Annotated in this window: 25 protein-coding genes; 13 read left to right on the top strand and 12 right to left on the bottom strand. The window is 45.4% G+C overall.

Going from position 1 to position 25,121, the window contains the following annotated elements; translation table 11 throughout:
• Positions 1-344 precede the first annotated feature (344 nt).
• From CAG69_RS14560 to CAG69_RS14550, 3 genes are all read right to left on the bottom strand, one after another.
• Complete coding sequence (locus tag CAG69_RS14560; RefSeq protein WP_161444848.1) at positions 345-1,391, bottom strand: MJ1255/VC2487 family glycosyltransferase; 1,047 nt, start codon at positions 1,389-1,391, stop codon at positions 345-347.
• Between the two features lie 3 nt (positions 1,392-1,394).
• The gene (locus CAG69_RS14555; RefSeq protein ID WP_005379690.1) at positions 1,395-1,943 is read right to left on the bottom strand and encodes a phosphatase PAP2 family protein; all 549 of its coding nucleotides are present in this window, start codon (positions 1,941-1,943) and stop codon (positions 1,395-1,397) included.
• 152 nt (positions 1,944-2,095) lie between these two features.
• Positions 2,096-2,893 carry an SH3 domain-containing protein gene (locus CAG69_RS14550; protein WP_161444846.1) on the bottom strand — a complete coding sequence of 266 codons (798 nt, stop codon included), beginning with the start codon at positions 2,891-2,893 and terminating at the stop codon, positions 2,096-2,098.
• Between the two features lie 513 nt (positions 2,894-3,406).
• Between CAG69_RS14550 and leuA the strand changes: the two genes are divergently transcribed.
• From leuA to CAG69_RS14525, 5 genes are all read left to right on the top strand, one after another.
• On the top strand, positions 3,407-4,954 hold the full coding sequence (gene leuA / locus CAG69_RS14545; protein ID WP_005379685.1) for a 2-isopropylmalate synthase: 1,548 nt from the start codon (positions 3,407-3,409) through the stop codon (positions 4,952-4,954).
• An 82-nt stretch (positions 4,955-5,036) separates the two neighbouring features.
• Positions 5,037-6,128, top strand: coding sequence for a 3-isopropylmalate dehydrogenase (gene leuB, locus CAG69_RS14540; RefSeq protein WP_005383068.1), 1,092 nt, complete (start codon positions 5,037-5,039; stop codon positions 6,126-6,128).
• A 110-nt stretch (positions 6,129-6,238) separates the two neighbouring features.
• A complete protein-coding gene (gene leuC / locus CAG69_RS14535; protein ID WP_025768372.1) occupies positions 6,239-7,639 on the top strand; it encodes a 3-isopropylmalate dehydratase large subunit in 1,401 nt (466 codons plus the stop codon).
• An 11-nt stretch (positions 7,640-7,650) separates the two neighbouring features.
• Positions 7,651-8,253: a 3-isopropylmalate dehydratase small subunit gene (leuD, locus tag CAG69_RS14530; RefSeq protein ID WP_005383071.1), complete on the top strand. Its 603-nt coding sequence runs from the start codon at positions 7,651-7,653 to the stop codon at positions 8,251-8,253.
• 335 nt (positions 8,254-8,588) lie between these two features.
• On the top strand, positions 8,589-9,371 hold the full coding sequence (locus tag CAG69_RS14525) for a DUF547 domain-containing protein (protein WP_005383074.1): 783 nt from the start codon (positions 8,589-8,591) through the stop codon (positions 9,369-9,371).
• Between the two features lie 142 nt (positions 9,372-9,513).
• Here CAG69_RS14525 and djlA read toward each other — a convergent pair whose 3' ends face one another.
• Positions 9,514-10,368 (bottom strand): co-chaperone DjlA, encoded by an 855-nt coding sequence (gene djlA / locus CAG69_RS14520; RefSeq protein ID WP_005383076.1) that lies wholly within the window; start codon positions 10,366-10,368, stop codon positions 9,514-9,516.
• A gap of 266 nt (positions 10,369-10,634) precedes the next feature.
• Between djlA and lptD the strand changes: the two genes are divergently transcribed.
• From lptD to CAG69_RS14490, 6 genes are all read left to right on the top strand, one after another.
• Positions 10,635-12,980 carry an LPS assembly protein LptD gene (gene lptD, locus CAG69_RS14515; protein WP_161444844.1) on the top strand — a complete coding sequence of 782 codons (2,346 nt, stop codon included), beginning with the start codon at positions 10,635-10,637 and terminating at the stop codon, positions 12,978-12,980.
• Between the two features lie 60 nt (positions 12,981-13,040).
• Positions 13,041-14,324, top strand: a complete 1,284-nt coding sequence (surA, locus tag CAG69_RS14510) for a peptidylprolyl isomerase SurA (protein WP_161444842.1) — start codon at positions 13,041-13,043, stop codon at positions 14,322-14,324.
• Positions 14,314-15,312 carry a 4-hydroxythreonine-4-phosphate dehydrogenase PdxA gene (gene pdxA, locus CAG69_RS14505; RefSeq protein WP_161444840.1) on the top strand — a complete coding sequence of 333 codons (999 nt, stop codon included), beginning with the start codon at positions 14,314-14,316 and terminating at the stop codon, positions 15,310-15,312. The genes surA and pdxA overlap by 11 nt, the downstream gene beginning before the upstream one ends.
• On the top strand, positions 15,309-16,118 hold the full coding sequence (gene rsmA, locus CAG69_RS14500) for a 16S rRNA (adenine(1518)-N(6)/adenine(1519)-N(6))-dimethyltransferase RsmA (RefSeq protein WP_005379669.1): 810 nt from the start codon (positions 15,309-15,311) through the stop codon (positions 16,116-16,118). The genes pdxA and rsmA overlap by 4 nt, the downstream gene beginning before the upstream one ends.
• A 75-nt stretch (positions 16,119-16,193) precedes the next feature.
• Positions 16,194-16,574: a Co2+/Mg2+ efflux protein ApaG gene (gene apaG, locus CAG69_RS14495; RefSeq protein WP_005379668.1), complete on the top strand. Its 381-nt coding sequence runs from the start codon at positions 16,194-16,196 to the stop codon at positions 16,572-16,574.
• 15 nt (positions 16,575-16,589) lie between these two features.
• Entirely contained in the window at positions 16,590-17,396 is an 807-nt protein-coding gene (locus tag CAG69_RS14490) for a symmetrical bis(5'-nucleosyl)-tetraphosphatase (protein ID WP_161444838.1), read from the top strand.
• A gap of 268 nt (positions 17,397-17,664) precedes the next feature.
• On the opposite strand, the gene folA is transcribed toward CAG69_RS14490, so the two are convergent.
• From folA to rplU, 6 genes are all read right to left on the bottom strand, one after another.
• Positions 17,665-18,144 carry a type 3 dihydrofolate reductase gene (gene folA / locus CAG69_RS14485; RefSeq protein ID WP_161444836.1) on the bottom strand — a complete coding sequence of 160 codons (480 nt, stop codon included), beginning with the start codon at positions 18,142-18,144 and terminating at the stop codon, positions 17,665-17,667.
• 9 nt (positions 18,145-18,153) lie between these two features.
• Positions 18,154-18,627: a threonine/serine exporter family protein gene (locus CAG69_RS14480; RefSeq protein WP_005392295.1), complete on the bottom strand. Its 474-nt coding sequence runs from the start codon at positions 18,625-18,627 to the stop codon at positions 18,154-18,156.
• On the bottom strand, positions 18,627-19,427 hold the full coding sequence (locus tag CAG69_RS14475) for a threonine/serine exporter family protein (RefSeq protein ID WP_005392296.1): 801 nt from the start codon (positions 19,425-19,427) through the stop codon (positions 18,627-18,629). The genes CAG69_RS14480 and CAG69_RS14475 overlap by 1 nt, the downstream gene beginning before the upstream one ends.
• A 195-nt stretch (positions 19,428-19,622) precedes the next feature.
• Positions 19,623-20,798 carry an Obg family GTPase CgtA gene (gene cgtA, locus CAG69_RS14470; protein WP_109168750.1) on the bottom strand — a complete coding sequence of 392 codons (1,176 nt, stop codon included), beginning with the start codon at positions 20,796-20,798 and terminating at the stop codon, positions 19,623-19,625.
• A 206-nt stretch (positions 20,799-21,004) separates the two neighbouring features.
• A complete protein-coding gene (gene rpmA / locus CAG69_RS14465) occupies positions 21,005-21,262 on the bottom strand; it encodes a 50S ribosomal protein L27 (protein WP_005383095.1) in 258 nt (85 codons plus the stop codon).
• Positions 21,263-21,282: 20 nt separating this feature from the next.
• Positions 21,283-21,594 carry a 50S ribosomal protein L21 gene (rplU, locus tag CAG69_RS14460; RefSeq protein WP_005383096.1) on the bottom strand — a complete coding sequence of 104 codons (312 nt, stop codon included), beginning with the start codon at positions 21,592-21,594 and terminating at the stop codon, positions 21,283-21,285.
• 256 nt (positions 21,595-21,850) lie between these two features.
• Between rplU and ispB the strand changes: the two genes are divergently transcribed.
• Entirely contained in the window at positions 21,851-22,822 is a 972-nt protein-coding gene (gene ispB / locus CAG69_RS14455; protein WP_161444834.1) for an octaprenyl diphosphate synthase, read from the top strand.
• Positions 22,823-22,912: 90 nt separating this feature from the next.
• Here ispB and CAG69_RS14450 read toward each other — a convergent pair whose 3' ends face one another.
• Positions 22,913-23,104 carry a hypothetical protein gene (locus CAG69_RS14450; protein WP_005392299.1) on the bottom strand — a complete coding sequence of 64 codons (192 nt, stop codon included), beginning with the start codon at positions 23,102-23,104 and terminating at the stop codon, positions 22,913-22,915.
• Between the two features lie 113 nt (positions 23,105-23,217).
• A complete protein-coding gene (gene mdh / locus CAG69_RS14445) occupies positions 23,218-24,153 on the bottom strand; it encodes a malate dehydrogenase (RefSeq protein WP_005392300.1) in 936 nt (311 codons plus the stop codon).
• Positions 24,154-24,512: 359 nt separating this feature from the next.
• Between mdh and argR the strand changes: the two genes are divergently transcribed.
• The gene (gene argR, locus CAG69_RS14440; protein ID WP_031780246.1) at positions 24,513-24,983 is read left to right on the top strand and encodes a transcriptional regulator ArgR; all 471 of its coding nucleotides are present in this window, start codon (positions 24,513-24,515) and stop codon (positions 24,981-24,983) included.
• Positions 24,984-25,121: the final 138 nt, after the last annotated feature.

Genomic DNA, 25,121 nt, shown 5'->3' with positions numbered 1-25,121 from the left:
TAAATTTTAGCCAATTAGGTATTTATTTGTTAAATAACAAAAACTTAATAAAAACATAAAAAACTATAAAACACGTAAAAATGCATTCTTTGAGGACGTATTTAGCAAATTGATAGGACAGGTGGTTAACACAAGCATGCATTTAGCTCAGTTATTGGTTGGGATAAGAACAACATATGACGACTATATCTCTGATTGAATTTTGCACTTATCAGTCAAATTATCAGCAAATACACACTGAATAGAAATGAGAGAGGAAGAATAAAAATGCAGCCTTACAAACAGAAAGGCTGCAACAAAATCGTGTCAAAAATGGAAGGAACTATGTACTTAGAACAACGTACTTAAATGTTCGACACGTAACTTGGAAAATCAACCTGCTCCCACAGCTGTCTCGATAACTCTGCTTTTGAATCCCATGCACCTTGCAATACCCAATGAACAATAGCCTGAGCAACATCTGGGTATTTCACACTTTCGGCTTGTTGCTCCTTTAGCCACTGGCGTACTGCGGAAATGTCTAAGCTCTCCATCGACATCGCAAGCCCTAAGTCTTCTAAGGTCGCAACATTGCTCTGCTGCTCGAATTGACCCGCGAGTGGCTTTAGTAACAATTTTTTCCCCAAAGACAAGGCTTCTGAAGGAAGCTCAAACCCACCATTAGCAATGACACCACTACAGCGATGCAAATGATGCTGAAAGTTGCTGTGGCATAAAGGGCGTAATTCTATGTTTTCCACTTGCTCACATTCGATCACATCGGGGTGATAACAGATGAACGCTTGCTGGTTAAAATGGAACAGCAAATCCGAGATGTCTTCAATGGATTCGAACGGTAGGTAAATCAAAACAAAATCGTCATTTTCCGCTTGGCTATCGACGGTATGCACTATCGGTGGTAGCAAAGGTTGATCAAAATGATGCCAATGCAAACCAAGGTGGTGTTGAGAAGGCGCAAAGTATTCAATGACGGATTTGTCTAACCAACTCGCTCCCTTTAACGGCACTGGATAACGGAAAGCATTTTGGTGACTGATACCAATCGACGGCTTATTTTGTTGTTTTGCCGCCCATGCCGTAACAGGCTCGAAATCATTGAGCACGAGATCATAGGACGACAAATCAAGCTGTTTAACTTCTTTGCAAAATTGCACCAAATTGTTACTCAATGCTGTTTTCGCATAGTTCACTGAACCTTTTTCAGTGATAAAGGTGAAGCCTCGGCGAGTCTGATAATCACCAAACGCTTCCATTGAAAAGTACTTTTCAGGCGCTCGTCCAGAAAACAAAAAATCGACCTCAACATCGTGCTCTTTAAACGCATGACTCATCGCCCTCGCACGCGCAATATGTCCGTTTCCTGTACCTTGAACACCGTATAAGATTTTCATCAATTAGCCTCCCAGCATCGCAATCGCTAATCCACCACAAAGACTGCCAAGCAGTGCACCAATGATGACATCGGTAAAAAAGTGCACACCCAATAAGATTCGCGCGGTTCCGATTAAACTTGCCCAAAAGAATGCAGCAACGCCTAGGCTCGGATAGAAATGGTCAATCAGCGTCGCCATGACAAACGCAGCGGCAGTGTGTCCTGAAGGAAGACTGTAGCGATCAGAGGGGGTAATAAAAGCAGGAAGGAGTGCACTGAGTTCTTCAGGGCGACGACGCTTAAAACTATTTTTCAGCGTCCAATAAATTGGTAGCTCGATAGCAAAAGCAAGTAAACCCGCCAGTAAAAACCAGACTCCTTGCTCCTTATCTAAATACCAAGCTAATAAACCCAACACCAAGTAAAGATGACCGTCACCACTGTGGGAGACTCCTTTGCTGATATTGGCGACTTGTTGATTAAAACGGTGCTTAAGACAAACACTAGAGAGCGCTAAATCAAACTTAGCAATGGTTGCAATTGGCTGTGTAATTGTCTCTATGGTTCGCATGTGACCTTTCCTTACTTTGACAACGCCTTTGTGTGAAAAGTAGGAGGTTTAGGTGACAACAGCATGACGGGAGTTTGGACAATTAATGACAAAGGCCAAATTAAGGTGTGCCCAACAATTTATCTATTGGGCATAACCATAAAAATAGAACATTAAGAAGGGTTTGATGGTTGCGGTTGAGGGGTGTCTATATACCAGACTTTTCTCTTCTTGCGGCAGGCGCGCAAAGAGCCCGTCGTCATGTCGCCATCTTTTGTAAGCTCATAGCTCAGTGAGCGGCAAGTATAGTTTCCCGACAGTTCATGCTCTATACTCGTTTGCTCCGTTTTACTCGAGTTAGGCTCTAGTAAAGGGTTAGGCTGTGTAGATAAAATGTCACGATTTATCACATTGCTGCGCGCATAATCCTTATGGACATAACCTTTTATCACTCCTGTCTGTTCAACGAGAAACCAAGGTTGATCCACCACTTTTGCCAACACATTAAAAACTTCCCCTTTCGATAACACGCCAAGCTTTTCTCCTTCTAGGCTCGGCTTGGATCGCAGGTTTAATGTGGTCTTAGAGCGATAGGAGACATCCATAAACTCAACGGGGTTTGAGGTATCCACACCGTCAGCTGTTGGTCGGAAGACTTCCGCTTGTTGTTTCTCACTAGGTTGCACTCGGATCTTCCACCACGAATAGGTTTCCGGATCTTTGCCTTTAAATTTATCTCGACTGTCCGACTCAAGAGCAACGAGCATTTGATTCAAAAACGACTCACGTCCCTCGTAGCTCAAGAATCGATCCATTTGATCATTAATCACCATGACACTCTGAGAGTGATCATTAATAGCAACAGGGGAAATCTCGGCCATATAGGTTTGAGATTGAAACAGCTGACAACCCGATAAGCTGACCAGAGTAAATACTGCGGCTGAACGTCCAAATTGTTTTGCTAACCTCATTATTCCTTAACCCTTCTTTTTACCTAGTGCAACTGCACTACTATAAATGGTCATTCAAAACTTTTGCCAAACAATTCGGGCCTTTGTGTGACAAGTCGCAATCCCAATGTTTGTTTTGGTAATGAAACGTCGCAAACTTGATGACAACTTGCCTCTTCTAGCACGTTTCTATCGCACCATGCAGTTTCACTTAGCGCATCATTTTTCTCGAGTAAATGAAAAGACTCATCCGATATGAATAAAAAATCGACTTTAGGGTTGACGCGCTTCATGGAGTGCGGTACTAATTTGTTAACTTAATTATGTGGAAAGCTTAACAACTATGTCAGCTCATTTTTCTATTCTGCTTAGCCTCCTCCTGATCGTGACCAGTTCGCGCGGGTAGGCTGTGGAAGAAAAATAACCACACCAATTTCTAAGAACCCGCATGAGAATGCGGGTTTTTTTATATCTAAATACTGGAAGTAAACGATTAACTTGCACGAAAGTGCAGAAATCAGGAAGGAAGCAAACATGAACGATCAGGTCATTATATTCGACACCACATTGCGTGATGGCGAGCAAGCGTTGTCAGCAAGCTTGACGGTTAAAGAAAAACTGCAAATTGCCTATGCGCTGGAAAGACTCGGCGTTGATGTTATCGAAGCTGGCTTCCCAATCTCTTCACCTGGTGATTTCGAGTCGGTACAAACCATTGCAAAAAACATAAAAAACAGTCGAGTTTGTGCCCTTTCGCGTGCCGTTGCGAAAGACATTGATGCTGCCGCTGAAGCATTAAAAGTGGCTGACCAATTCCGTATCCACACGTTTTTAGCCACTTCCACCATTCACGTAGAAGACAAACTACGCCGCAGCTACGACGATGTACTAGAAATGGCAGTCAACGCCGTTAAACATGCACGTAACTACACTGATGATGTCGAGTTTTCTTGTGAAGATGCTGGTCGTACTCCAATCGACAACCTATGTCGCATGGTAGAAGCCGCCATCAATGCAGGTGCGAGTACAATCAACATTCCAGATACCGTTGGCTACACCGTACCAAGTGAGTTTGGTGGGATTATTGAAACTCTATTTAACCGCGTTCCGAACATTGATAAAGCGATCATCTCCGTTCACTGTCACGACGATTTGGGGATGTCAGTTGCCAACTCTATTGCCGCCGTTCAAGCTGGCGCACGTCAGATAGAAGGCACGATCAATGGCATTGGAGAGCGAGCGGGTAACTGTTCACTTGAAGAGATCGCAATGATCATCAAGACTCGTCAAGAGTTTTTGGGCGTTCACACTGGCATTAAGCATGATGAAATTCACCGCACCAGTAAGTTGGTTAGCCAGCTATGCAATATGCCTATTCAAAGCAACAAAGCAATTGTGGGTGCAAATGCGTTTAGCCACTCTTCAGGCATCCACCAAGATGGCATGTTGAAGAATAAGAATACCTACGAAATCATGACCCCTGAGTCTATTGGCCTAAAAAACCAAGCTCTGAACCTAACCAGCCGCAGCGGTCGCGCTGCCGTGAAGAGCCATATGGACACCATGGGTTACAACGAAGACGAGTACAACCTAGACGCACTGTATGCGGATTTCTTGAAACTTGCTGACCGCAAAGGCCAAGTGTTCGATTACGACCTAGAAGCCCTAATGCACTTCTCGAACTTGCGTGAAGAAGATGACTTCTACAAATTGAGCTACCTAAGCGTGCAGTCTGGCAGCGTAATGGCTACCACCAGCATCAAAATGCAATGCGGTGATGAAGAAATGTGTGAAGCAGCGGTCGGTAATGGCCCAGTTGATGCGCTATACCAATGTATCTACCGCGTGACAGGCTACGACATCGTTCTGGATAAATTCGACCTAACCGCGAAAGGTGAAGGTGAAGATGGTTTGGGTCAAGCAGACATCATTGCCAACTACAAAGGTCGCAAATACCACGGTACGGGTGTTTCCACCGACATCGTTGAGGCTTCCGGCCAAGCATTATTGCACGTTATTAACAGCATTCATCGTGCAGATAAAATCGAAGAAATGAAGCAGAAAAAGATTGCGACTGTGTAATAACAACCGGGCTACACGGCTCAGGAAAGAACACGCTCGTTGAAATAATTAAGCTCAAAATTAGAAAACTTAAAGGATTAACATGACAGACAAATCGTACAAAATTGCCGTCCTACCCGGTGACGGCATTGGCCCGGAAGTAATGGCGCAGGCACATAAAGTATTGGATGCAATCGAAAAGAAACATGGTATTGCGTTTGAGCGTGACGAGCATGATGTAGGTGGTATCGCGATCGACAATCACGGTTGTCCACTTCCAGAGAGCACAATAAAAGCATGTGAAGAGTCTGATGCAGTCCTATTCGGCTCGGTTGGCGGCCCTAAGTGGGAGCACTTACCACCAAACGACCAACCTGAACGCGGTGCCCTACTTCCACTACGCAAACACTTCCAACTGTTCTGTAACTTACGTCCAGCGCAAATTCACTCAGGTCTTGAAGCTTTCTCACCGCTACGTGCAGACATCTCGGGTCGCGGCTTTGACATCGTGGTAGTCCGTGAACTGACGGGTGGTATCTACTTCGGCCAACCGAAAGGTCGTGAAGGTGAAGGCGCAACAGAAAAAGCATTTGATACTGAGGTGTACCACCGCTTTGAGATCGAACGTATTGCAAAAATCGCTTTTGAGTCTGCTCGTCTACGTCGCAAGAAAGTGTGCTCTATCGACAAAGCGAACGTTCTACAAAGCTCTATCTTATGGCGTGAAGTAGTCGAAGAAATCGCAAAAGACTACCCAGATGTCGAGTTGTCACACATGTACATTGATAACGCGACTATGCAGCTTATCAAAGACCCTGCTCAGTTCGACGTAATGCTGTGTTCAAACATCTTCGGCGACATCATTTCTGATGAATGCGCGATGATCACAGGCTCTATGGGTATGTTGCCATCAGCAAGTCTAAACGAAAGCAAATTCGGTCTGTACGAGCCAGCAGGCGGCAGTGCACCAGATATCGCAGGTAAGAACATCGCTAACCCTGTGGCACAAATCCTATCTGCTGCACTGATGCTGCGTTATAGCCTAGGTGAGGAAACAGCGGCACAAGACATCGAAACGGCAGTTTCAAAAGCACTATCAGCGGGTGAGCTAACGGGTGACCTTGCTGGTGACAACCCTGCACTTTCGACGTCTGAGATGGGCGATAAGATCGCTGAGTACATCTTAAACTCTTAATACAAAACAGATTCATAATAAATACTAAATCCTCTATCCACCAATGACTTACCTCTAAGTCATTGGTGCTAAAACAAAGCAACAAGGATAACGAGGAAAGGAAGCAAACAATGGGCAAAACATTATACGAAAAAGTCTACGACGCACACGTTGCCGTCGCAGCAGAAGGGGAAAACCCAATCTTGTACATCGACCGTCACTTGGTACATGAAGTGACGTCTCCGCAAGCATTTGACGGCTTGCGTGAAAAAGGTCGTAAAGTGCGTCAGGTCAGCAAAACTTTTGCCACCATGGACCACAACGTTTCGACAACCACCAAAGACATCAACGCATCGGGTGAGATGGCTCGTATCCAGATGGAAACGCTATCGAAAAACTGTGAAGAGTTTGGCGTTACGCTTTACGACATCAACCACAAATACCAAGGTATTGTGCATGTTATGGGCCCAGAGCTTGGTATTACCCTACCGGGCATGACCATTGTTTGTGGTGACTCACACACTGCTACACACGGTGCATTCGGCTCGCTAGCTTTTGGTATTGGTACATCTGAAGTTGAGCACGTATTAGCGACTCAAACGCTAAAACAAGCGCGCGCTAAAACGATGAAGATCGAAGTGAAAGGCAAAGTAGCTCCGGGCATTACTGCGAAAGACATTGTGCTAGCAATCATCGGTGAAACCACAGCAGCAGGCGGTACCGGTTACGTAGTTGAATTCTGTGGTGAAGCGATCACTGACCTTTCAATGGAAGGTCGTATGACCGTATGTAATATGGCGATTGAGTTAGGTGCAAAAGCCGGTTTGATTGCACCAGATGAAACCACATTCGAATACATTAAAGGCCGTAAATTCTCCCCTCAAGGTGCGGACTTTGATGCAGCAGTAGAATACTGGAAGACGTTAAAAACTGACGATGATGCTCAGTTTGATGCCGTAGTAACGCTGAACGGTGCAGACATCAAACCACAAGTCACTTGGGGCACAAACCCAGGTCAAGTAATCGCGGTAGACCAGCCGATCCCAGCACCAGAGAGCTTTGCGGACCCAGTAGAAAAAGCCTCGGCAGAAAAAGCATTGGCTTACATGGGTCTAGAAGCGGGCAAGTCATTGTCTGATTACAACGTCGATAAAGTCTTCGTTGGTTCTTGTACTAACTCACGTATCGAAGACATGCGCGCAGCCGCTGAAGTAGCGAAAGGTCGCAAAGTCGCGCCTCACGTTCAAGCGCTGATCGTTCCTGGCTCTGAGCAAGTAAAAGCGCAAGCAGAAGCGGAAGGCTTGGACGTTATCTTTAAAGAAGCGGGCTTTGAGTGGCGCCTACCAGGTTGCTCGATGTGTCTAGCAATGAACAATGACCGTTTGGGCCCACATGAACGTTGTGCGTCTACTTCAAACCGTAACTTTGAAGGCCGCCAAGGTCGTGATGGCCGTACCCACCTAGTGAGCCCTGCGATGGCAGCGGCAGCAGCAATTGCTGGTCACTTTGTAGATATTCGTGAACTAGACTAAGGAGCAAACCAATGTCAGGCTTTAAACAACACACAGGCTTAGTTGTTCCTCTAGATGCAGCGAACGTTGATACTGATGCCATCATTCCAAAGCAGTTCCTACAAAAGGTCTCCCGCCTAGGGTTTGGTAAGCACCTATTCCATGACTGGCGCTTCCTAGACGATGCTGGCGAACAGCCAAATCCAGAGTTCGTGATGAACGCACCTCGCTACCAAGGCGCGTCTATCTTGCTGGCTCGTGAAAACTTCGGCTGTGGCTCATCTCGTGAGCACGCACCGTGGGCACTAGCGGATTACGGCATCAAAGCGATGATCGCACCAAGCTTTGCCGATATTTTTTACGGCAACTCGATCAACAACCAAATGGTGCCAGTTCGTTTGACTGAACAAGAAGTGGATGAAATCTTCCAGTTTGTTGAGGCAAATGAAGGTGCAGAAGTCGAGGTCGACCTAGAAGCGAATGTCGTTCGTGCCAACGGCAAAGAATATGGTTTTGAAATCGATTCGTTCCGTCGTCATTGCTTGCTAAACGGTTTGGACAACATTGGCCTAACCCTTCAACACGAAGATAAGATTGCTGAGTACGAAGCGAATATTCCAAGCTTCTTGCGTTAAGACGCGTTAGTAAATACACAAATCAAGGGCTGGCAATTGTCGGCCCTTGATTTGTTTTGGGTGACTGATCTCATATCGCTTTGCTTACAGAATACCGAACGCCTCTGTTGAAATTCGTCATCCTGAACAGCGACGAAGGAGCGTGATTCAGGATCGACTACCAGAGCGCACTGTACAGATTCATACTGTCTTTACTCAAGAGTTTGTGGGTATTAGATTCCTGATATCGCTTATGCTCCTCGGAATGACAGCGAATAAAGGCCACTGATTACTGAAAGAAAACAAGCACTAAACTGGTCTACACTATCAACAATATCTCATTCAAAGGTATCTCTATGAAGCGTCTGTTATTGCTGTTGTGTGCTCTGGTTTCTTTCTCGACATTGTCCGCGCCTAAATCCGACTTATGGCCATATTGGAAACAATCGAATCAAGCCAACCAAACCCAAATTTCTCATCAAGAATGGCAACAACTGCTCGATACTTATTTAGTTGAACAAGGCGAGAATACCTTGTTTCGTTATAGCCAAGTCTCCTCTGTCGATAAAACTAAGCTGAAACAATACATCCAGCGTTTGGCAAAACTAGACCCTCTACAATACAACCAAGCAGAGCAATATGCCTATTGGGTAAACCTTTACAACGCCATCACGGTAGATCTTATTTTGGATAACTATCCAGTCGAATCAATCACCAAGCTAGGTGGTTTATTTAGCTTTGGTCCTTGGGGAGACGATGTGGTCGTGGTCAATGGGAAGGATCTAACTTTAAACGATATTGAACATCGAATTTTGCGTCCAATTTGGAATGACCCAAGAACGCATTACGCGGTTAACTGTGCCAGCCTAGGATGCCCTAATCTGCAATCTCAAGCATTCACTGCTGACAACACGCAAGCTCTACTGGATAGTGCCGCCAAAACATTTATCAACAGCAGCAAAGGCGTATCTATCCAAGGTAACACGGCACAGCTGTCTTCTATTTATGATTGGTTTGCAACGGACTTTGGTGGAGAAAAACAAATCTTCAAACACATCGCAAAGTACGCACCGCAATACAAAAACTTCTCTGGCAAAGTGAAATACGAATACGATTGGGACTTGAATCAAGCCAACTAAACTGGGGGATGTGAGGTCAATTAGCATTAGGGACATAATAGGCCAAAAGCTAAAGACACCGGCAACTCAAAGACTAAGACATGAAAAAAAAGGGCACTGAGTGCCCTTTTTTACATCCAAATGTTTGATAGAAAACGTCCGACTACTTAAAGCCTTTAACCTTCTTAATAAGATCGTAAGCGTTTTGAATCTCTTGAGATTTCTCTTTCGCGACGTTCATCATCTCTGGTGGTAAGCCTTTAGCCATCAATTTGTCCGGGTGATGCTCGTTCATCAGTTTACGATAAGCACGCTTAACGGTTTTACTGTCTGCATCTGAAGACACATCCAGAATTTTGTACGCGTCGGCCAACTGATCCGCTTGTGAAGCTTGTTGCCAGCTACCACCTGAAGATTGGCCTTGATGCTGACCATGAAAACCGCCCTGGCTTTGGAAACGAAATGCGGCTTCTTGCATTTGCAAACGACGCTCTAATTGCTCAGAAGAGAAACCCAAACCACGTGCAATCTTGTGTAGTACATTTCGTTCACTCGGGTGGATCGAGCCATCTGCAAAGGCCGCCGAGATTTGCAGCTCTAAGAAAAATTGCAACAAGTCAAAGCGACCAGCTGTCGAAATTTTCACACGAACAAGAACATCTTCTAACGGAAAGTCGCTGTCTTTACCTTCACGAAACGCGTCTTGCGCTGCGCGACGCTGTTCGCCATGCAAATTCATGCGGTCCATCATGGCTGAAGCCAGTTGGATTTCCTCTTTGGTGACTTGGCCTTTCGCTTTTGCCACATGTCCCATTACCGCAAACGCCGCTTTAAAAAACTCTTCTTGGCGCTGAGCTTGACTTGGCCCTTTTCCAAAGCCGCCAGTAGAGAACCCGGCTTGACTCAAGCGACGTGCTTTATCGAATTGATGGCCAATAAATAAGCCAAAGAGTAAACCTAGCGGCCCGCCAAGTAACAAGCCAAAAAAGGCACCCAGAATTTTGCCAAAAATATGCATTATGTGTTCTCTATCAATGAATTTTTATCGACGACGGCGGTCTTATAGTGCCGGATGCAACGATTTCCTTTATGATAATGGAATTAGTTTTATTTCGGCTAGGCCATTTCGCCTGCTTATCTTTGCAGCTATTTTGTCGTCATTATGCCACAGTGAATCAATACGCTGGGATAAATGCGACTATAGTTGATTCATTTGGCTATTACGCTAGGGTACAACAAGCCCTATAGCCATCGAGTAGTAGTGACACAGGAAAGTTCAATTCAATGCAACATTTCTCCCGCACATTTTTAGCGGCCTCTATCAGCACCGCCTTGTTTGTACCCACCACTCAAGCTGAAGCGAATATCCATGATAGTGTGCAGGAAATGCCCGCCACAGATCAATGTTTGGTCGATACAAGTGGCGAGGAGGACGCTCTTAATACCCCAGTAGTGGTAGAAGCTGACACCCTGCAAGCCATCAATGGTGACAAAGCTCAGTACTCAGGTAATGTACAAGTCACCCAAGGCCAGAAGAAAATTACCGCAGATAGCGTAACGCTGCACCAACAAGACAACGTCGTGGTTGCCGAAGGCAACGTGACTTTCAATGACGGCCAAGTCAAAGCTCGATCTGATCGTGTTACTAACGACATTAATCAAGATACGTTTTCACTTGAGAACACCGATTATCAGTTCCTTTGCCAACAAGGCCGAGGCACTGCAGCCTATATCGCCCGCACAGGTCAGTCGGTTTATGAACTCGAAGACGGCTCTATCACATCGTGCCCTCAAGGCGATAATTCATGGCGATTGGTTGCGTCAGGCATCGATGTTGACCAAGATGAAGAGACAGCGACGCTGCACCACCCTCGATTTGAAGTGTTAGATGTGCCTGTTTTCTATGTGCCGTATCTAACCATGCCAATTGGAGATACGCGTAAAACGGGTTTCCTCTTCCCTTCTTTATCGTACGGTTCTAGTGATGGTATGGAAGTCGAGGTGCCATTCTATTGGAACATCGCGCCTCAATATGACATGACACTCACCACGCTCTATATGCAGCAACGTGGTACAAAACTCGATACTGATTTCCGCTACCTAACAGATGGTTGGGGAAGTGGAGAAATCAAAGGCGAATACCTCAATAGTGATCGCAAATATCAAGACGAGTCTCGTTGGGGCTACCAAGTTAAACACGACGGTATCATCAATAAACAGTGGATAGTCAAAGTCGATTACTCAAAAGTGAGTGATATTGATTACTTCCTCGATCTCGACTCCGACATTGGTAACCGTGAAGATGGTCAACTGGTTCAAGAAGGACAAGTACAATATCGTTCTGACTTCTGGGATGCCTCGTTAACCGTTCGTGACTTCCAAATCTTATTGAAAGAAGAGAACCGCCCTTATCGCCTGCTTCCTCAGTTAGACTTGAACTACTACACGCCGTTGTGGGGAGACTACCTTAACTTTGACGTGAAGAGCCAAGTGAGCCGCTTCGATACCAGCGATGCTGCGCGACCAAATGCGACCCGTGTTCACATTGAACCAGGGCTTACATTACCACTCTCAAACTCATGGGCAACGTGGACAACAGAAGCGCGTGTGCTCTCTACGTATTACTCTCAAGACTTAACGGGTTTGACTGATGTAAACTTGCAAAACCAGTTGGATGATGAAGTTTCTCGTGTTATTCCTGAGTTCCGTACGCATGCGCAACTTTACTTAGAGCGAGATACAAGCTGGATCAAGGGCTACACCCAAACACTGGAGCCTCAGCTGCAGTACTTGTACGTACCTGAAGAAGATCAAACCAACATCTACAACTACGATACCACCTTGCTACAAACCGACTACTACGGGCTATTCCGCAGTCGTAAGTACAGTGGCATTGATAAAATCGCCTCTGCGAACCAGTTAAGCTACGGTGCAAGTACGCGCTTCTTTGATGATGACTATAAAGAGCGTCTTAACGTTTCATTTGGTCAGATTTACTACTTCGATAAAAAGACCAAACTGAGCAACAGCCAAAATCTTCCGGATGAGACCACCAACTACTCATCATGGGCGATTGAAGCTGATTTCAACTACAACGATTACTTGTTCTATCACGGTGGGATTCAATACGATATCGATTTGAGCTCCATGCAGTTGGCGAACAGCACCTTAGAGTACCAATTTAACGGTGGCTTTATTCAGGGTAACTATCGTTACGTCACGCGTGAATACATCGAAGATACTATAACTCTCAAAAATGTAGACTTAATTACTCGAGATGGAATTTCCCAAGCAGGTATTGTAACGGGCTATGAGTTCAACCCGAACTGGTCTGCAAGTGGGCAATACTATTACGACTTGAACGAAAACAACTCTCTAGAATGGCTAGCAAGCCTGCGTTACCAGTCTGACTGTTGGTACATTGGCGTCACTTACTCAAACCAATTGCTTGGTTGGGAAGACCAAGCTATCGGCAGCACTGGCGCATCACCTGAATACGAAAATAACTTTAGCGTTAACTTCGGTATTCAAGGCTTTGCGACCAATCAGCGTGAAGATACTGCAGTCAAAGAACTGGACGGTTCTGACAACGCGATTAAGTACGGCCGCCCATTCTATCTGAACAATTAATCGAAATAGGCGTCTTAAATGAATAAGACGCCTATTCAAAAAATACTGACGGAATTTTAAATGAAAATTTGGAAATCAATCTTATTCACAACCCTACTCTCTTGCGGAGCGGTTGCAGCACCAGTAGAGATCGATAAGGTTGCGGTCATCGTGAACGACGGTGTAATTCTACAAAGCGACATCGAAACAGCGATGAAAACGCTGCAAGCCAACGCACGTCAAAGCGGAAAGAGCTTACCTTCTGCTAGCGTGTTAAAAGAACAAGTTGTTGAAAAGCTGATTATTGACACGTTGCAAGGCCAAGAAGCAGACCGTATCGGTGTTCGTATTGACGATAACCGCTTAAACCAAGCGATTGCGGAGATCGCACGTAATAATGAACAATCTGTAGAACAACTCGCCGCTTCTGTAGAAAGTGAAGGCTTGAGTTACCCAGAATTCCGCGAACAAATTCGTAAGGAAATCGCCGCTTCAGAAGCCCGTAATGCACTGGTTCGTCGCCGTATTAATATCCTTCCAGCAGAAGTCGACAGCCTTGCTGAGCAACTATCACAAGAAACCAATGCGACCGTTCAATACAAAATTGGACACATTCAACTGCGCTTCTCTGACGACAAAGAAAAGTCTGCTGTAGAAGCAGAAGCAAAAGCGCTGGCGAAAAAGCTTAACGAAGGTGCAGACTTTACGGAGATGGCCTACACCTACTCAAAAGGTCCTAAAGCTTTACAAGGTGGCGACTGGGGTTGGATGCGTAAAGAAGAGATGCCAACCATCTTTGCCGATCAGATCAAAATGCAAAACAAAGGCAGCATCATTGGTCCATTTCGCAGTGGTGTCGGTTTCCACATTCTAAAAATTGAGGATGTAAAAGGCCTAGAAACGGTTGCGGTAACGGAAGTAAATGCGCGTCATATTTTGATTAAACCAACCGTGATTCTGAGTGATGAAGGGGCGAAGAAGCAACTGAATGAGTTTGCAAGCCGCATCAAAGCTGGCGAAGCCACTTTCGCTCAATTGGCAACGCAGTACAGCCAAGACCCAGGCTCGGCAGCACAAGACGGTGAGTTAGGTTATCAAACGCCAGATCTGTACGTGCCAGAATTTAAACACCAAGTAGAAACTCTGCCTGTTGGCTCAATCAGCGAACCGTTCAAAACAGTTCACGGCTGGCATATCGTTGAAGTGTTGGATCGTCGCCAAGTTGACCGCACTGACTCAGCGATGAAGAATAAGGCTTACCGTATTCTATTTAACCGTAAATTTAATGAAGAAGCGGGCGCATGGATGCAAGAGCTACGCGCAAGTGCGTTTGTTGAAATCGTGGATGACAACAATGACAACTAATACAATTCGTAGAATTGTCGTAACCGCAGGGGAACCTGCGGGTATCGGCCCAGACTTAGTGCTTGCCTTATCGAAGGAAGATTGGGCACACCAAATTGTCGTCTGCGCTGATAAAAATATGCTGATGGACAGAGCCAAGCAGCTTGGCATTGAAGTCCAACTGTCTGATTACAATCCAGAAGAAACGCCTAAAGCACAAAAAGCAGGCACGCTTATCGTTGATCATATCCAAATATCGGAACCTGCGGTCGCAGGCGAGCTCAACGAAGCGAATGGTCACTATGTACTAAAAACGCTAGAAAGAGCCGCTTTAGGCTGTATGAATGATGAATTTGATGCTATTGTCACCGGCCCTGTTCATAAGGGGGTGATTAATCGCGCAGGTGTTGCATTCAGTGGTCATACTGAGTTTTTCGCCGAGAAGTCACAAACGCCGCTAGTCGTCATGATGCTAGCAACGGAAGGACTACGCGTGGCGCTAGTCACAACACATATTCCTTTAGCGTATGTGTCCAAAGCGGTCACCGAAGAGCGATTAGAAAAAATCATCGATATTCTTCATAAAGACCTTGTAGAAAAGTTTGCTATCGCACAACCAAACATCTACGTTTGCGGGCTTAACCCTCATGCTGGCGAAGATGGCTGCTTAGGTCGTGAAGAGATCGAAACCATCACTCCGACACTGGAAAAAATTCGACAAGAAAAAGGTATCAACCTGATCGGCCCTCTGCCGGCTGATACCATTTTCAATGAAAAATATTTAAATGATGCTGATGCTGTTTTAGGCATGTACCATGATCAAGTGTTGCCAGTATTAAAATACAAAGGCTTTGGTCGTTCAGTAAACATTACTCTTGGTCTACCTTTTATTAGAACATCGGTGGATCACGGTACTGCATTAGATCTGGCAGGGACAGGTCAAGCGGATACAGGGAGTTTCCGAACAGCGCTCACGCATGCGATAGATTTGGTAGAGAAGAAACAATGAGAAATGATGTCCATTTAGGACACAAAGCGCGTAAACGTTTTGGTCAAAACTTCCTGAACGATCCATACATTATTGATGGAATCGTATCAGCGATTAACCCAAAACCAGGTCAAAACCTGGTTGAAATCGGTCCTGGTCTCGGTGCAATCACTGAGCCGGTAGGTCGTGAAGTGGATAAGTTCACAGTTATCGAATTAGACCGCGATCTGGCAGAACGCCTACGTACTCACCCTGAACTGGCGGATAAGTTGACCATCCATGAGGGTGACGCTATGCGTTTTGACTTCACTCAATTAGTGAAGCCAAACAACAAGCTACGCATTTTCGGTAACTTGCCGTACAACATCTCTACACCATTGATGTTCCACCTTTTTGAATTCCATAAAGACATTCAAGACATGCACTTTATGCTGCAAAAAGAAGTGGTAAACCGCTTAGCCGCCGGCCCTGGCAGCAAAGCTTACGGCCGTTTAACGGTAATGGCTCAGTACTACTGTAAAGTGGTACCAGTACTGGAAGTGCCGCCAACGGCATTCGTTCCACCACCGAAAGTGGACTCTGCCGTTGTTCGTTTAGTGCCATATGAAGAGCTACCATGCCCTGCGAAAGATCTGCGTTTGCTGGATCGCGTTTGTCGTGAAGGCTTTAACCAACGTCGTAAAACAGTTCGTAACTGCTACAAATCGTTGTTAAGCACAGAAGTACTAGAAGAGCTAGGTGTTAATCCAAGCATGCGTCCAGAGAACCTGACGCTAGAACAATTCGTCGCAATGGCGAACTGGCTTGCGGATAACCCGCAGCACTAAGAACTCAAACGATAAGCCAAACCCTTGCCGGTTTGGCTTATTATTATTGGGATATTACGTTTCTGAGGAGTGCACATGGACGTCATTCAACCTTGCATCAAAATTCAAGTTCACACCAAATACATCGAAGAACAGTCCAATCCTGAGCTACAACGCTACGTTTTCGCCTATATCATCACCATCAAAAACCTTAGCCAACAAACCGTGCAGTTAGTGAGCCGTCGCTGGTTAATCACAGACTCGAATGGCAAACAAATGACGGTTGAAGGTGATGGTGTGGTGGGTCAACAACCTTTTATTCCAAGCAATGATGAATACACGTACAGTAGCGGAACCGCGTTAGAAACCCCTGTCGGCGTTATGCAAGGGCACTACAAAATGCTGGATGAAAAAGGACAGGAGTTCATCACCGAAATTGAACCCTTTCGTCTTGCTGTTCCAAATGTTTTAAATTAGTAAATTGGAGATTCAGTGGCTACCTATATTGTTGGTGATATTCAAGGCTGTTTTGATGAATTGCAGCGACTACTAGAACAAGTCTCTTTCTCTGCGAAAAAAGACCAACTTTGGCTCGCTGGTGATTTGGTCGCCAGAGGGCCTAAATCACTAGAAACGTTACGCTTTGTGAAGTCGCTTGGCAAAAGCGCAACCGTTGTGCTTGGTAATCACGACCTTCACCTGCTCGCCGTTGCTCACGGGATAAAAAAGGTCAAAGACAAAGATAAAACCGCACCTATTTTCACTGCACCCGATAAAGAAGATCTATTGGCATGGCTAGCTCAGCAACCTCTTATGGCCGAGCATGACGAGTTCGTGATGTGTCACGCTGGGATATCACCGCAGTGGAATCTAAAAACCGCAAGAAAATGTGCCCGCGAAGTTGAACGCATCATCCAAAGTGAAGAGCTGCCTTGGCTCTTAAAAAACATGTACAGTAATCAACCTGATTCCTGGGATGACTCTCTACAGGGTTTGGACCGATACCGTTATATTATCAATGCTTTTACGCGGATGCGCTTTTGTTTCCCCGATGGTCGTTTGGATATGGATTGTAAACTACCACCACAACAAGTTTCCGGTAACGAACTTATTCCATGGTTTGATGTACCTCAGCGCGTTCACCTCAATAAAACGGTGTTATTTGGTCACTGGGCTGCACTACAAGGCCATGTAAACGAAGAGATCATCGGTCTGGATACTGGCTGTGTTTGGGGCGGAAGCCTAACCATGATCCGTTGGGACGATAAGAAAATCTTTACTCAGGATGCGTTAAGTTAAACATGGAATAATAGTCGATAATCCATCGTAGGGAGAATGCCTGTCACCTAACATCTCCTGTAGAGTCATTCCAGCGAGCCTTAGCGAGACTAGGAATCTAATATCCGCACGCTGCGGGTAGATAGAGATACCTTTGACAACAAAGTACTCGTATAGAAGATCCTGAATCACGCCCCTCCGTCGCTTTCAGGATGATGGCAGGCCGAGATGGCCGCTCGGTGTTATACGAACGGCATTACCGTATTAAATACGCTGTTTTAATCTCGAATTACTTTTCTAACACAGTAAAGCGCATGTTGTAGGCGTTCTTCTCATCGGCTTGATACGTTTCTGAGTAAGTTTCCTTAAACTCGTCTCCCCAATCTGGGAACTGAGTATCACCATCAATCGCGGCTTCAATGTGTGTTACATATAGTTTATTGGCCATCGGTAGGCAAGCTGCGTAAATCGCACCACCACCAATGATCATCACTTCTTCCACGTCACCAGCAACTTCTAAAGCTTGCTCAATCGATGTTACGGTAGTAACGCCTTCGACCTTTAGTGTCTCATCACGGCTGATAACAATATTCAAGCGACCAGGTAAAGGGCGACCAATAGACTCATAGGTTTTGCGTCCCATCACAACCGGTTTTCCCATGGTACAACGCTTAAACCAAGCGAAATCGGCGGGAAGATGCCAAGGCATTTGATTGTCTTTGCCAATGATGCGACTGTCGGCCATCGCGGCAATCATACTAATGATCATGTTAGGTCCTTATACAATAGGTCTGCGGCGATAGAATAACAGCCCTGGAACAGCAAGACCAACAGCTAAACCTGCAATAATAAACATGGCCTTAAGAAAGTTCTCCATACAAGTTGCAACGAGCTCAGGTGAATAACCGATATGGTTGATCTCAACCATGGCTATCATTGCTTTGTAAGCAAACACGCCAGGTACCATCGGGATCAAAGCTGCCACAGTGAACACTTTTGGGTGCGCGAGAAAGCGGCGAGACCAGTAAACACCAATCATCCCAACTAGCGTCGCGGCAAAAAAGGTCGCCCATTCAATGGGAATACCAAACTGCATCATCAAATAACGGCTGCCGTGTCCAATCGCGCCGCCAACAGCACAATACACTAAAGCTCTTTGTGGCACGTTAAAAACCAGTGCAAATCCAACTGCGGGAATCGCAGCGAAAAACATGTCATTCAGCAGGCCAAGCATCAAATCAAATAAACTCATTAGATTGCCCACCCCCAAATTCCAGTAACGCTCATCGCAGCAACGATGCCCAAACACGTCGCCAACGTCAGTAAGCTGGCCATCACAAACCGGGCAATACCCATGTTAATGTGCCCTTTCAGCATGTCTGCTACCGAGTTGATCAACGGGAAACCCGGCACGAGCATTAATACCGACGATGCCATTGCAACGGTGGGCAGATTGCCGATTTGGTAGATTTCCGCTTGCGCAGAAATTAAGGTGGTGACAAAGGCGGTCGCTGCAAAGTTCAGTAAAGGATTAAAGTGACGATGACCAATTTCTTGGCGAACGATCATGCCACCAGCTGATGCTAAAAAGGTCATAACAAATACCCCCCAATCGCCACCAGCCAGATGACTGAATGCCGCACATGACAAGCCAATCATAAACACCACCAACCAGCGGTTATAACGCTCTGGACTGATGGCGTTCAGCTTTTTCTGCGCCATGGTTGCATCGAGCAGCCCACGCTCCATCATGATGCAGATACGTTGAATCTGCGTAATAACGCGCATATTAATGCCACGATCGGCACAACTTCGGGTGGTGGTGATGCAGTGTCCATCCATTACTGTCGTTACAACCAGTGCATTGGCTGATAGCGCAACCGCAACTTCATTAACCCCACAAGCAAGGCCAATACGGCGCATAATATCGCTCACCAGAGTACTTTCAGCACCATGAGCGAGTAGCATTTGCCCGGCTTGGGCAACAAGGCGAGAAATAGATCGTTGAGTGGATACCGCCAACTCTCCAGACGGTATGGTTTCTAGAGTCATAAATAAGTCTAATTCCTTTTAGGGTGTTGCTCATTCATACGCGAGAGGTCCAAACTAGCCCTCAAAAATCACGACGTATCGGCTATTGTGCCGTAAATCACACCATCTAAATATGATTTAGATACAAAAAAAGCCGCAATAAATAATTGCGGCTTAATGAATTATAGGCAAACAGGCATTGTTTGACGGTTCTGATTAGTCACGAACGTAGACAACGTGACCGTCATCTTCTTCATCGTCCCAGTCATCCCAATCGTCGTCGTCATCTTCAGTGATAACGTCTTTACCCGCCATCGCATCTTTATGGTAGTCATCCCACATGAAGTTAACTTTATCTTCTTCAGCCACTTCTTCCTCTTCGCGAGGTAGGTTATCCATAAAGTCAGCCAGTTTGTAACAAAGCTCTTTAGTACCGTTACGGTTGATCGCCGAGATCTTAAAGAACTCGTCTTCCCAGCCTAGTGCGTCTAAGATTTCTTGGATCTTCTCATTCGCTTCTTCTTCAGGCATTAAATCAACTTTGTTGAATACTAACCAGCGTGGCTTGCTTGCCAGTTTTTCACTGTATTGCTCTAGCTCATCAATGATCGTCAGTGCATTTTGCACCGGATCAGACTGATCAATTGGCATAATATCGATCATGTGCAGCAACACTCGGCAACGCTCTAAGTGCTTCAAGAATCGAATACCAAGACCAGCGCCATCTGCTGCACCTTCGATAAGACCTGGAATGTCTGCAACAACAAAGCTTTTCTCTGGTACGACACTCACTACGCCCAAGCTTGGGATCAACGTCGTGAATGGGTAATCAGCGACTTTTGGTTTTGCTGCTGAGACTGCGCGGATAAAGGTTGATTTACCTGCATTAGGTAGACCAAGCATACCAACGTCAGCAAGAAGCAATAGTTCAAGGCGAATTTCACGTACTTCACCTTTTGTGCCTAACGTTCTTTGACGAGGCGCGCGGTTTACTGAAGATTTGAAACGCGTGTTACCTAGACCGTGCCAACCGCCTTTTGCGATCATCACTTTCTTGCCGTGTTCAGCAACTTCTGCCACGATTTCATTTGTGTGGATATCCACTGCGCGCGTACCTACAGGCACACGAAGAACAATGTCTTTACCACGTTTACCAGTACAGTTACCGCCGCGGCCATTCTCACCACGCTCCGCTTCGTAGAAGCGTTGGAAACGATAATCAATCAGAGTGTTAAGGTTTTCATCGGCTTGGATATAAACATCACCACCGTCGCCACCATCACCGCCATCAGGACCACCTTTAGTGATGAATTTTTCACGCCAGAAACTCACAACGCCGCTACCGCCGTCGCCAGCCTGAACTTTTACTACCGCTTCATCTACGAACTTCATCTTTTACTCCGACTACTTCGTGCGTGGATTAAATCTACTTTGTCATCTGACAACTTTAGCAGATGACAGATCTAAGCTCCCAGCCCACAAATAACGTGGAAACGAGAAACTTCGATATGTCGACTGCCATAAATAAAAAACCCCGCCGATTCGGCAGGGCTTTTGAATTCAGCTTAAAGCTATTAAGTAACTTGGTAAAAACCTAATTACTCAGCTTCGATGCTTACAAACTTACGGTTCTTAGGACCTTTCACTTCGAACTTCACTTTACCTTCAGTAAGAGCGAATAGAGTGTGGTCTTTACCGATACCTACGTTGTTACCAGCGTGGAACTTAGTACCACGTTGACGAACGATGATGTTACCTGCAAGTACAGATTCACCACCGAAACGCTTAACACCTAGACGTTTGCTTTCTGAATCGCGGCCGTTACGAGTAGAACCACCAGCTTTTTTGTGTGCCATTGTTAAACTCTCCTAATAGATTAAGCGTTGATACCAGTGATCTTCACTTCAGTGAACCACTGACGGTGACCCTGTTGCTTACGAGAGTGCTTACGACGACGGAACTTAACGATTTTAACTTTATCGCCACGACCGTGTTGTACAACTTCAGCAACAATTTTGCCGCCCTCTACAAGAGGAGCACCAACTTTGATGTCTTCGCCGTTAGCAACAAGAAGAACTTTATCAAATTCTACAGTTGCACCAGTTTCAACGTCTAATTTCTCTAAACGAAGAGTTTGACCTTCGCTTACACGGTGTTGTTTACCACCAGATTGGAAAACAGCGTACATATTTTACTCCGCTTTTTCCGCACAGCCTTTCTTGAGGGTGTGCGCTAAACTAATCATCAATAGGGCGCAGATTCTACAGAATAGATGCTCCTATGACAAGCCATATTTTGAAAAAATTGGCGAAAAGCTAATCGCCAAAGAAAAGTGCGGCAATCATGCCCTTTAGTAATGTATTAATCAACGTTTTTTAGTGTATTATTCGACAATTATATAAATCGAATAAGCCTTGCAGGGTCTAACTTCAGCCGGATATACGATGGATTTTAAAACTATCCAAGCGCTTACTGCCGATGACATGGCAAAAGTGAATGAAACAATTCAAGCCCAACTTAATTCTGATGTCTCTTTAATCAACCAGCTCGGTTTTTATATCGTGAGTGGTGGAGGCAAACGTCTGAGACCGCTTTTAGCGATACTGTCAGCCCGCGCACTTGGTTACCAAGGCAACGGTCATACAATGGCAGCTGCGTTTATTGAGTTCATCCATACAGCGACTTTGCTGCATGATGACGTGGTCGACGAATCAGACATGCGCCGCGGTAAAGCAACTGCGAATGCTGCATTTGGCAATGCTGCTAGCGTGTTAGTTGGGGACTTTATCTATACTCGCTCATTCCAAATGATGACGGAGCTAGGATCCATGAAGATCCTTAAGCTAATGAGCAACGCCGTAAACGTGATCGCCGAAGGTGAAGTCCAGCAGTTGATGAACTGTAACGATCCTGACACGACAGAAGAAAGTTACATGCAAGTCATCTACTCTAAGACGGCACGCTTATTTGAGTCTGCAACTCAAATTGGCGCAATCTTAAACGATGCTCCTGAGCATGTTGAAATCGCAATGCAAAATTACGGTAAGTATTTGGGTACTGCGTTTCAGCTTATTGATGACGTCATGGATTACACCTCTGATGGCGAAGACATGGGTAAAAATGTGGGGGATGATTTGGCTGAAGGCAAGCCAACTTTGCCTCTACTTCACGCTATGCGTAATACCACGCCAGAAAATGCCCTCATGATTCGCGAAGCAATTGAGAAGGCCAATGGCATGGATCGCTTAGAAGAAATTCTCGCGGTGATGAAAGAGGCCGGATCTCTGGAATACACGACGCAAAAAGCACTAGAAGAAGCAGACAAAGCAATCGAAGAACTATCAGTATTGCCGGAATCTGAATACAAGCAAGCGCTTATTACTCTGGCTCATGTCGCGGTACAACGCACGAAGTAATCATAGCAACCCATAACGCAAGACTTAAAACAAAAAAGGAAGAGCAAGCTCTTCCTTTTTTGTATCTGATACCTAATGCCGTGATAGGCGCTAGTAATATCTGTCACTACCGCCATGCAGTTGTGGGTCATCTTCTATTTCATCAAAGCTAACCGCAATCTGCTGATCAGAGCCTTGTTTCGACAACAGTACCGTCTCTGCTTCACGGTCGACCACCAATATCGTACCTACGCCCTGCTGGCACTCAACAACCATGCCTTTACGGATTCGACTTGCTTCCATCATCTTCTCCTTCACCACGTTGTTTTGATCAAGTGATTTTACGAAGCAGAGAAGCCAAAGATCAAAAAAGCCGATCATTTTGATCGGCTTTCTTCTTATTCGAGCTTTCTAGATTACTTTGCGAATTCAACACCAATGTTGATGTCGCCATTTAGTGTTTCTAGCATACCGTCTAGTGCAGACTTTTCGTAGTCGCTGAGTTTGCCGTAGCTTAGTACTTCTTCTACGCCTTCTTTACCCAGTTTCACAGGCTGTGCGAAGTAAGTCGCATGTTCACCGTCGCCTTCAACGTATGCACATTCAACTACGCCTTCTTCACCTTGAAGAGCACGAACTAGAGACAGACCAAAGCGACATGCAGCTTGGCCCATTGATAGTGTTGCACTACCACCACCCGCTTTCGCTTCTACAACTTCGGTACCTGCGTTTTGAATACGTTTCGTTAATGCTTCTACTTCTTCAGCTGTAAACTCAACGCCTTCCACTTGAGACAGTAGAGGTAAGATCGTTACGCCAGAGTGACCACCGATAACAGGTACGCGAATGTCACCTGGATCTTTGTCTTTTAGCTCTGCAACGAATGTTTCTGAACGGATAACATCCAGTGTTGTTACACCGAACAAGCGACGCTTATCGTAAACACCCGCTTTTTTAAGTACTTCAGCGGCAATTGGCACTGTTGTATTTACCGGGTTTGTGATGATACCAACACAAGCTTTCGGACAAACAACCGCAATCTTCTCCGCTAGCGACTTAACGATACCAGCATTTACATTGAATAGATCCGCGCGATCCATACCAGGCTTACGAGCAACACCTGCAGAAATCAGCACAACATCCGCACCTTCTAGTGCTGGAGTAGGATCTTCACCCGCGTAACCTTTGATAGAAACTGGCGTCGGGATGTGGCTAAGATCAGCAGCCACACCAGGAGTTACTGGAGCAATATCGTATAGGGCTAAATCAGAACCAGCAGGAAGACGGTTCTTAAGTAGAAGGGCCAGGGCTTGACCGATGCCACCAGCGGCACCAATAACGGCTACTTTCATGTAGTTCTCCTTGAGAGTATTTCTCTTATAAACGTATTCGTAGGGTAGTTTGTAACCAACTTAAATAAAGCTATCGGAATCACAACTTGATTACAATCAATTAACGCTAGCTTTGCGACCTCGCGCAACTCGCTGTTACCGTGCTACAAATGGGGCTTGGATTATTCTTTTATTCTGTTGAAATGACAAGGAATTCAAGAAAACAAAAACAGCTCTACTTCATATAGTTAAAGAATTCCATGTGGTATATAGTTTACAGTGACGTAACTAACATAATACTGGGACTCTTTGGCACCGCATGAATATATATGCGAGAATATGCAAAATTGCTGACCCGTAATAAGAGATTCGTAATGACTATGCGCAATTCAGAAAAACAAGACAACTTAGTCCGCGCCTTCAAAGCCCTATTAAAAGAAGAGAGCTTTGGCTCACAGGGTGAGATTGTTGATGCACTCAAACAACAAGGATTTGAAAGCATTAACCAATCGAAAGTATCACGCATGCTGACTAAATTTGGCGCCGTCCGCACACGCAATGCAAAAATGGAAATGGTTTACTGCCTTCCTGCTGAGCTAGGCGTACCGACTGTAAGCAGCTCTTTGCGTGAACTGGTGCTAGACATTGACCATAACGCGGCATTAGTTGTTATCCATACTGGCCCTGGTGCTGCGCAGTTGATTGCTCGCTTGCTTGACTCACTGGGTAAATCCGAAGGTATTCTTGGTGTTGTTGCAGGTGATGACACTATCTTTATCACTCCAACGATGGCGATTACGACTGAACAGTTGTTCAAATCAGTGTGTGAACTGTTCGAATACACTGGCTAAGTTCTTTCACATTTAGATCAGCTAACTCTTTGTGGGCTATAAAAGAAATCTCATTTTGTAGCCCATGATTTATGTAAATTTTTCGCTTATCCAGACCATTATTTAACCACCTGTTTTGTGATTAACATCACGCAATTG

The organism is Vibrio sp. V43_P6S15P86, assembly GCF_009904725.1.
Taxonomy (GTDB): Bacteria; Pseudomonadota; Gammaproteobacteria; order Enterobacterales; family Vibrionaceae; genus Vibrio; species Vibrio diabolicus.
This window is presented reverse-complemented; position numbering and strand designations above follow the sequence as displayed.

Excerpts from the sequence above, each read along its gene's own strand:
- CAG69_RS14560 (WP_161444848.1), bottom strand. The coding sequence starts at position 1,391 with ATGAAAATCTTATACGGTGTTCAAGGTACAGGAAACGGACATATTGCG.
- CAG69_RS14555 (WP_005379690.1), bottom strand. The coding sequence starts at position 1,943 with ATGCGAACCATAGAGACAATTACACAGCCAATTGCAACCATTGCTAAG.
- CAG69_RS14550 (WP_161444846.1), bottom strand. The coding sequence starts at position 2,893 with ATGAGGTTAGCAAAACAATTTGGACGTTCAGCCGCAGTATTTACTCTG.
- leuA (WP_005379685.1), top strand. The coding sequence starts at position 3,407 with ATGAACGATCAGGTCATTATATTCGACACCACATTGCGTGATGGCGAG.
- leuB (WP_005383068.1), top strand. The coding sequence starts at position 5,037 with ATGACAGACAAATCGTACAAAATTGCCGTCCTACCCGGTGACGGCATT.
- leuC (WP_025768372.1), top strand. The coding sequence starts at position 6,239 with ATGGGCAAAACATTATACGAAAAAGTCTACGACGCACACGTTGCCGTC.
- leuD (WP_005383071.1), top strand. The coding sequence starts at position 7,651 with ATGTCAGGCTTTAAACAACACACAGGCTTAGTTGTTCCTCTAGATGCA.
- CAG69_RS14525 (WP_005383074.1), top strand. The coding sequence starts at position 8,589 with ATGAAGCGTCTGTTATTGCTGTTGTGTGCTCTGGTTTCTTTCTCGACA.
- djlA (WP_005383076.1), bottom strand. The coding sequence starts at position 10,368 with ATGCATATTTTTGGCAAAATTCTGGGTGCCTTTTTTGGCTTGTTACTT.
- lptD (WP_161444844.1), top strand. The coding sequence starts at position 10,635 with ATGCAACATTTCTCCCGCACATTTTTAGCGGCCTCTATCAGCACCGCC.
- surA (WP_161444842.1), top strand. The coding sequence starts at position 13,041 with ATGAAAATTTGGAAATCAATCTTATTCACAACCCTACTCTCTTGCGGA.
- pdxA (WP_161444840.1), top strand. The coding sequence starts at position 14,314 with ATGACAACTAATACAATTCGTAGAATTGTCGTAACCGCAGGGGAACCT.
- rsmA (WP_005379669.1), top strand. The coding sequence starts at position 15,309 with ATGAGAAATGATGTCCATTTAGGACACAAAGCGCGTAAACGTTTTGGT.
- apaG (WP_005379668.1), top strand. The coding sequence starts at position 16,194 with ATGGACGTCATTCAACCTTGCATCAAAATTCAAGTTCACACCAAATAC.
- folA (WP_161444836.1), bottom strand. The coding sequence starts at position 18,144 with ATGATCATTAGTATGATTGCCGCGATGGCCGACAGTCGCATCATTGGC.
- CAG69_RS14480 (WP_005392295.1), bottom strand. The coding sequence starts at position 18,627 with ATGAGTTTATTTGATTTGATGCTTGGCCTGCTGAATGACATGTTTTTC.
- CAG69_RS14475 (WP_005392296.1), bottom strand. The coding sequence starts at position 19,427 with ATGACTCTAGAAACCATACCGTCTGGAGAGTTGGCGGTATCCACTCAA.
- cgtA (WP_109168750.1), bottom strand. The coding sequence starts at position 20,798 with ATGAAGTTCGTAGATGAAGCGGTAGTAAAAGTTCAGGCTGGCGACGGC.
- rpmA (WP_005383095.1), bottom strand. The coding sequence starts at position 21,262 with ATGGCACACAAAAAAGCTGGTGGTTCTACTCGTAACGGCCGCGATTCA.
- rplU (WP_005383096.1), bottom strand. The coding sequence starts at position 21,594 with ATGTACGCTGTTTTCCAATCTGGTGGTAAACAACACCGTGTAAGCGAA.
- ispB (WP_161444834.1), top strand. The coding sequence starts at position 21,851 with ATGGATTTTAAAACTATCCAAGCGCTTACTGCCGATGACATGGCAAAA.
- CAG69_RS14450 (WP_005392299.1), bottom strand. The coding sequence starts at position 23,104 with ATGGAAGCAAGTCGAATCCGTAAAGGCATGGTTGTTGAGTGCCAGCAG.
- mdh (WP_005392300.1), bottom strand. The coding sequence starts at position 24,153 with ATGAAAGTAGCCGTTATTGGTGCCGCTGGTGGCATCGGTCAAGCCCTG.
- argR (WP_031780246.1), top strand. The coding sequence starts at position 24,513 with ATGCGCAATTCAGAAAAACAAGACAACTTAGTCCGCGCCTTCAAAGCC.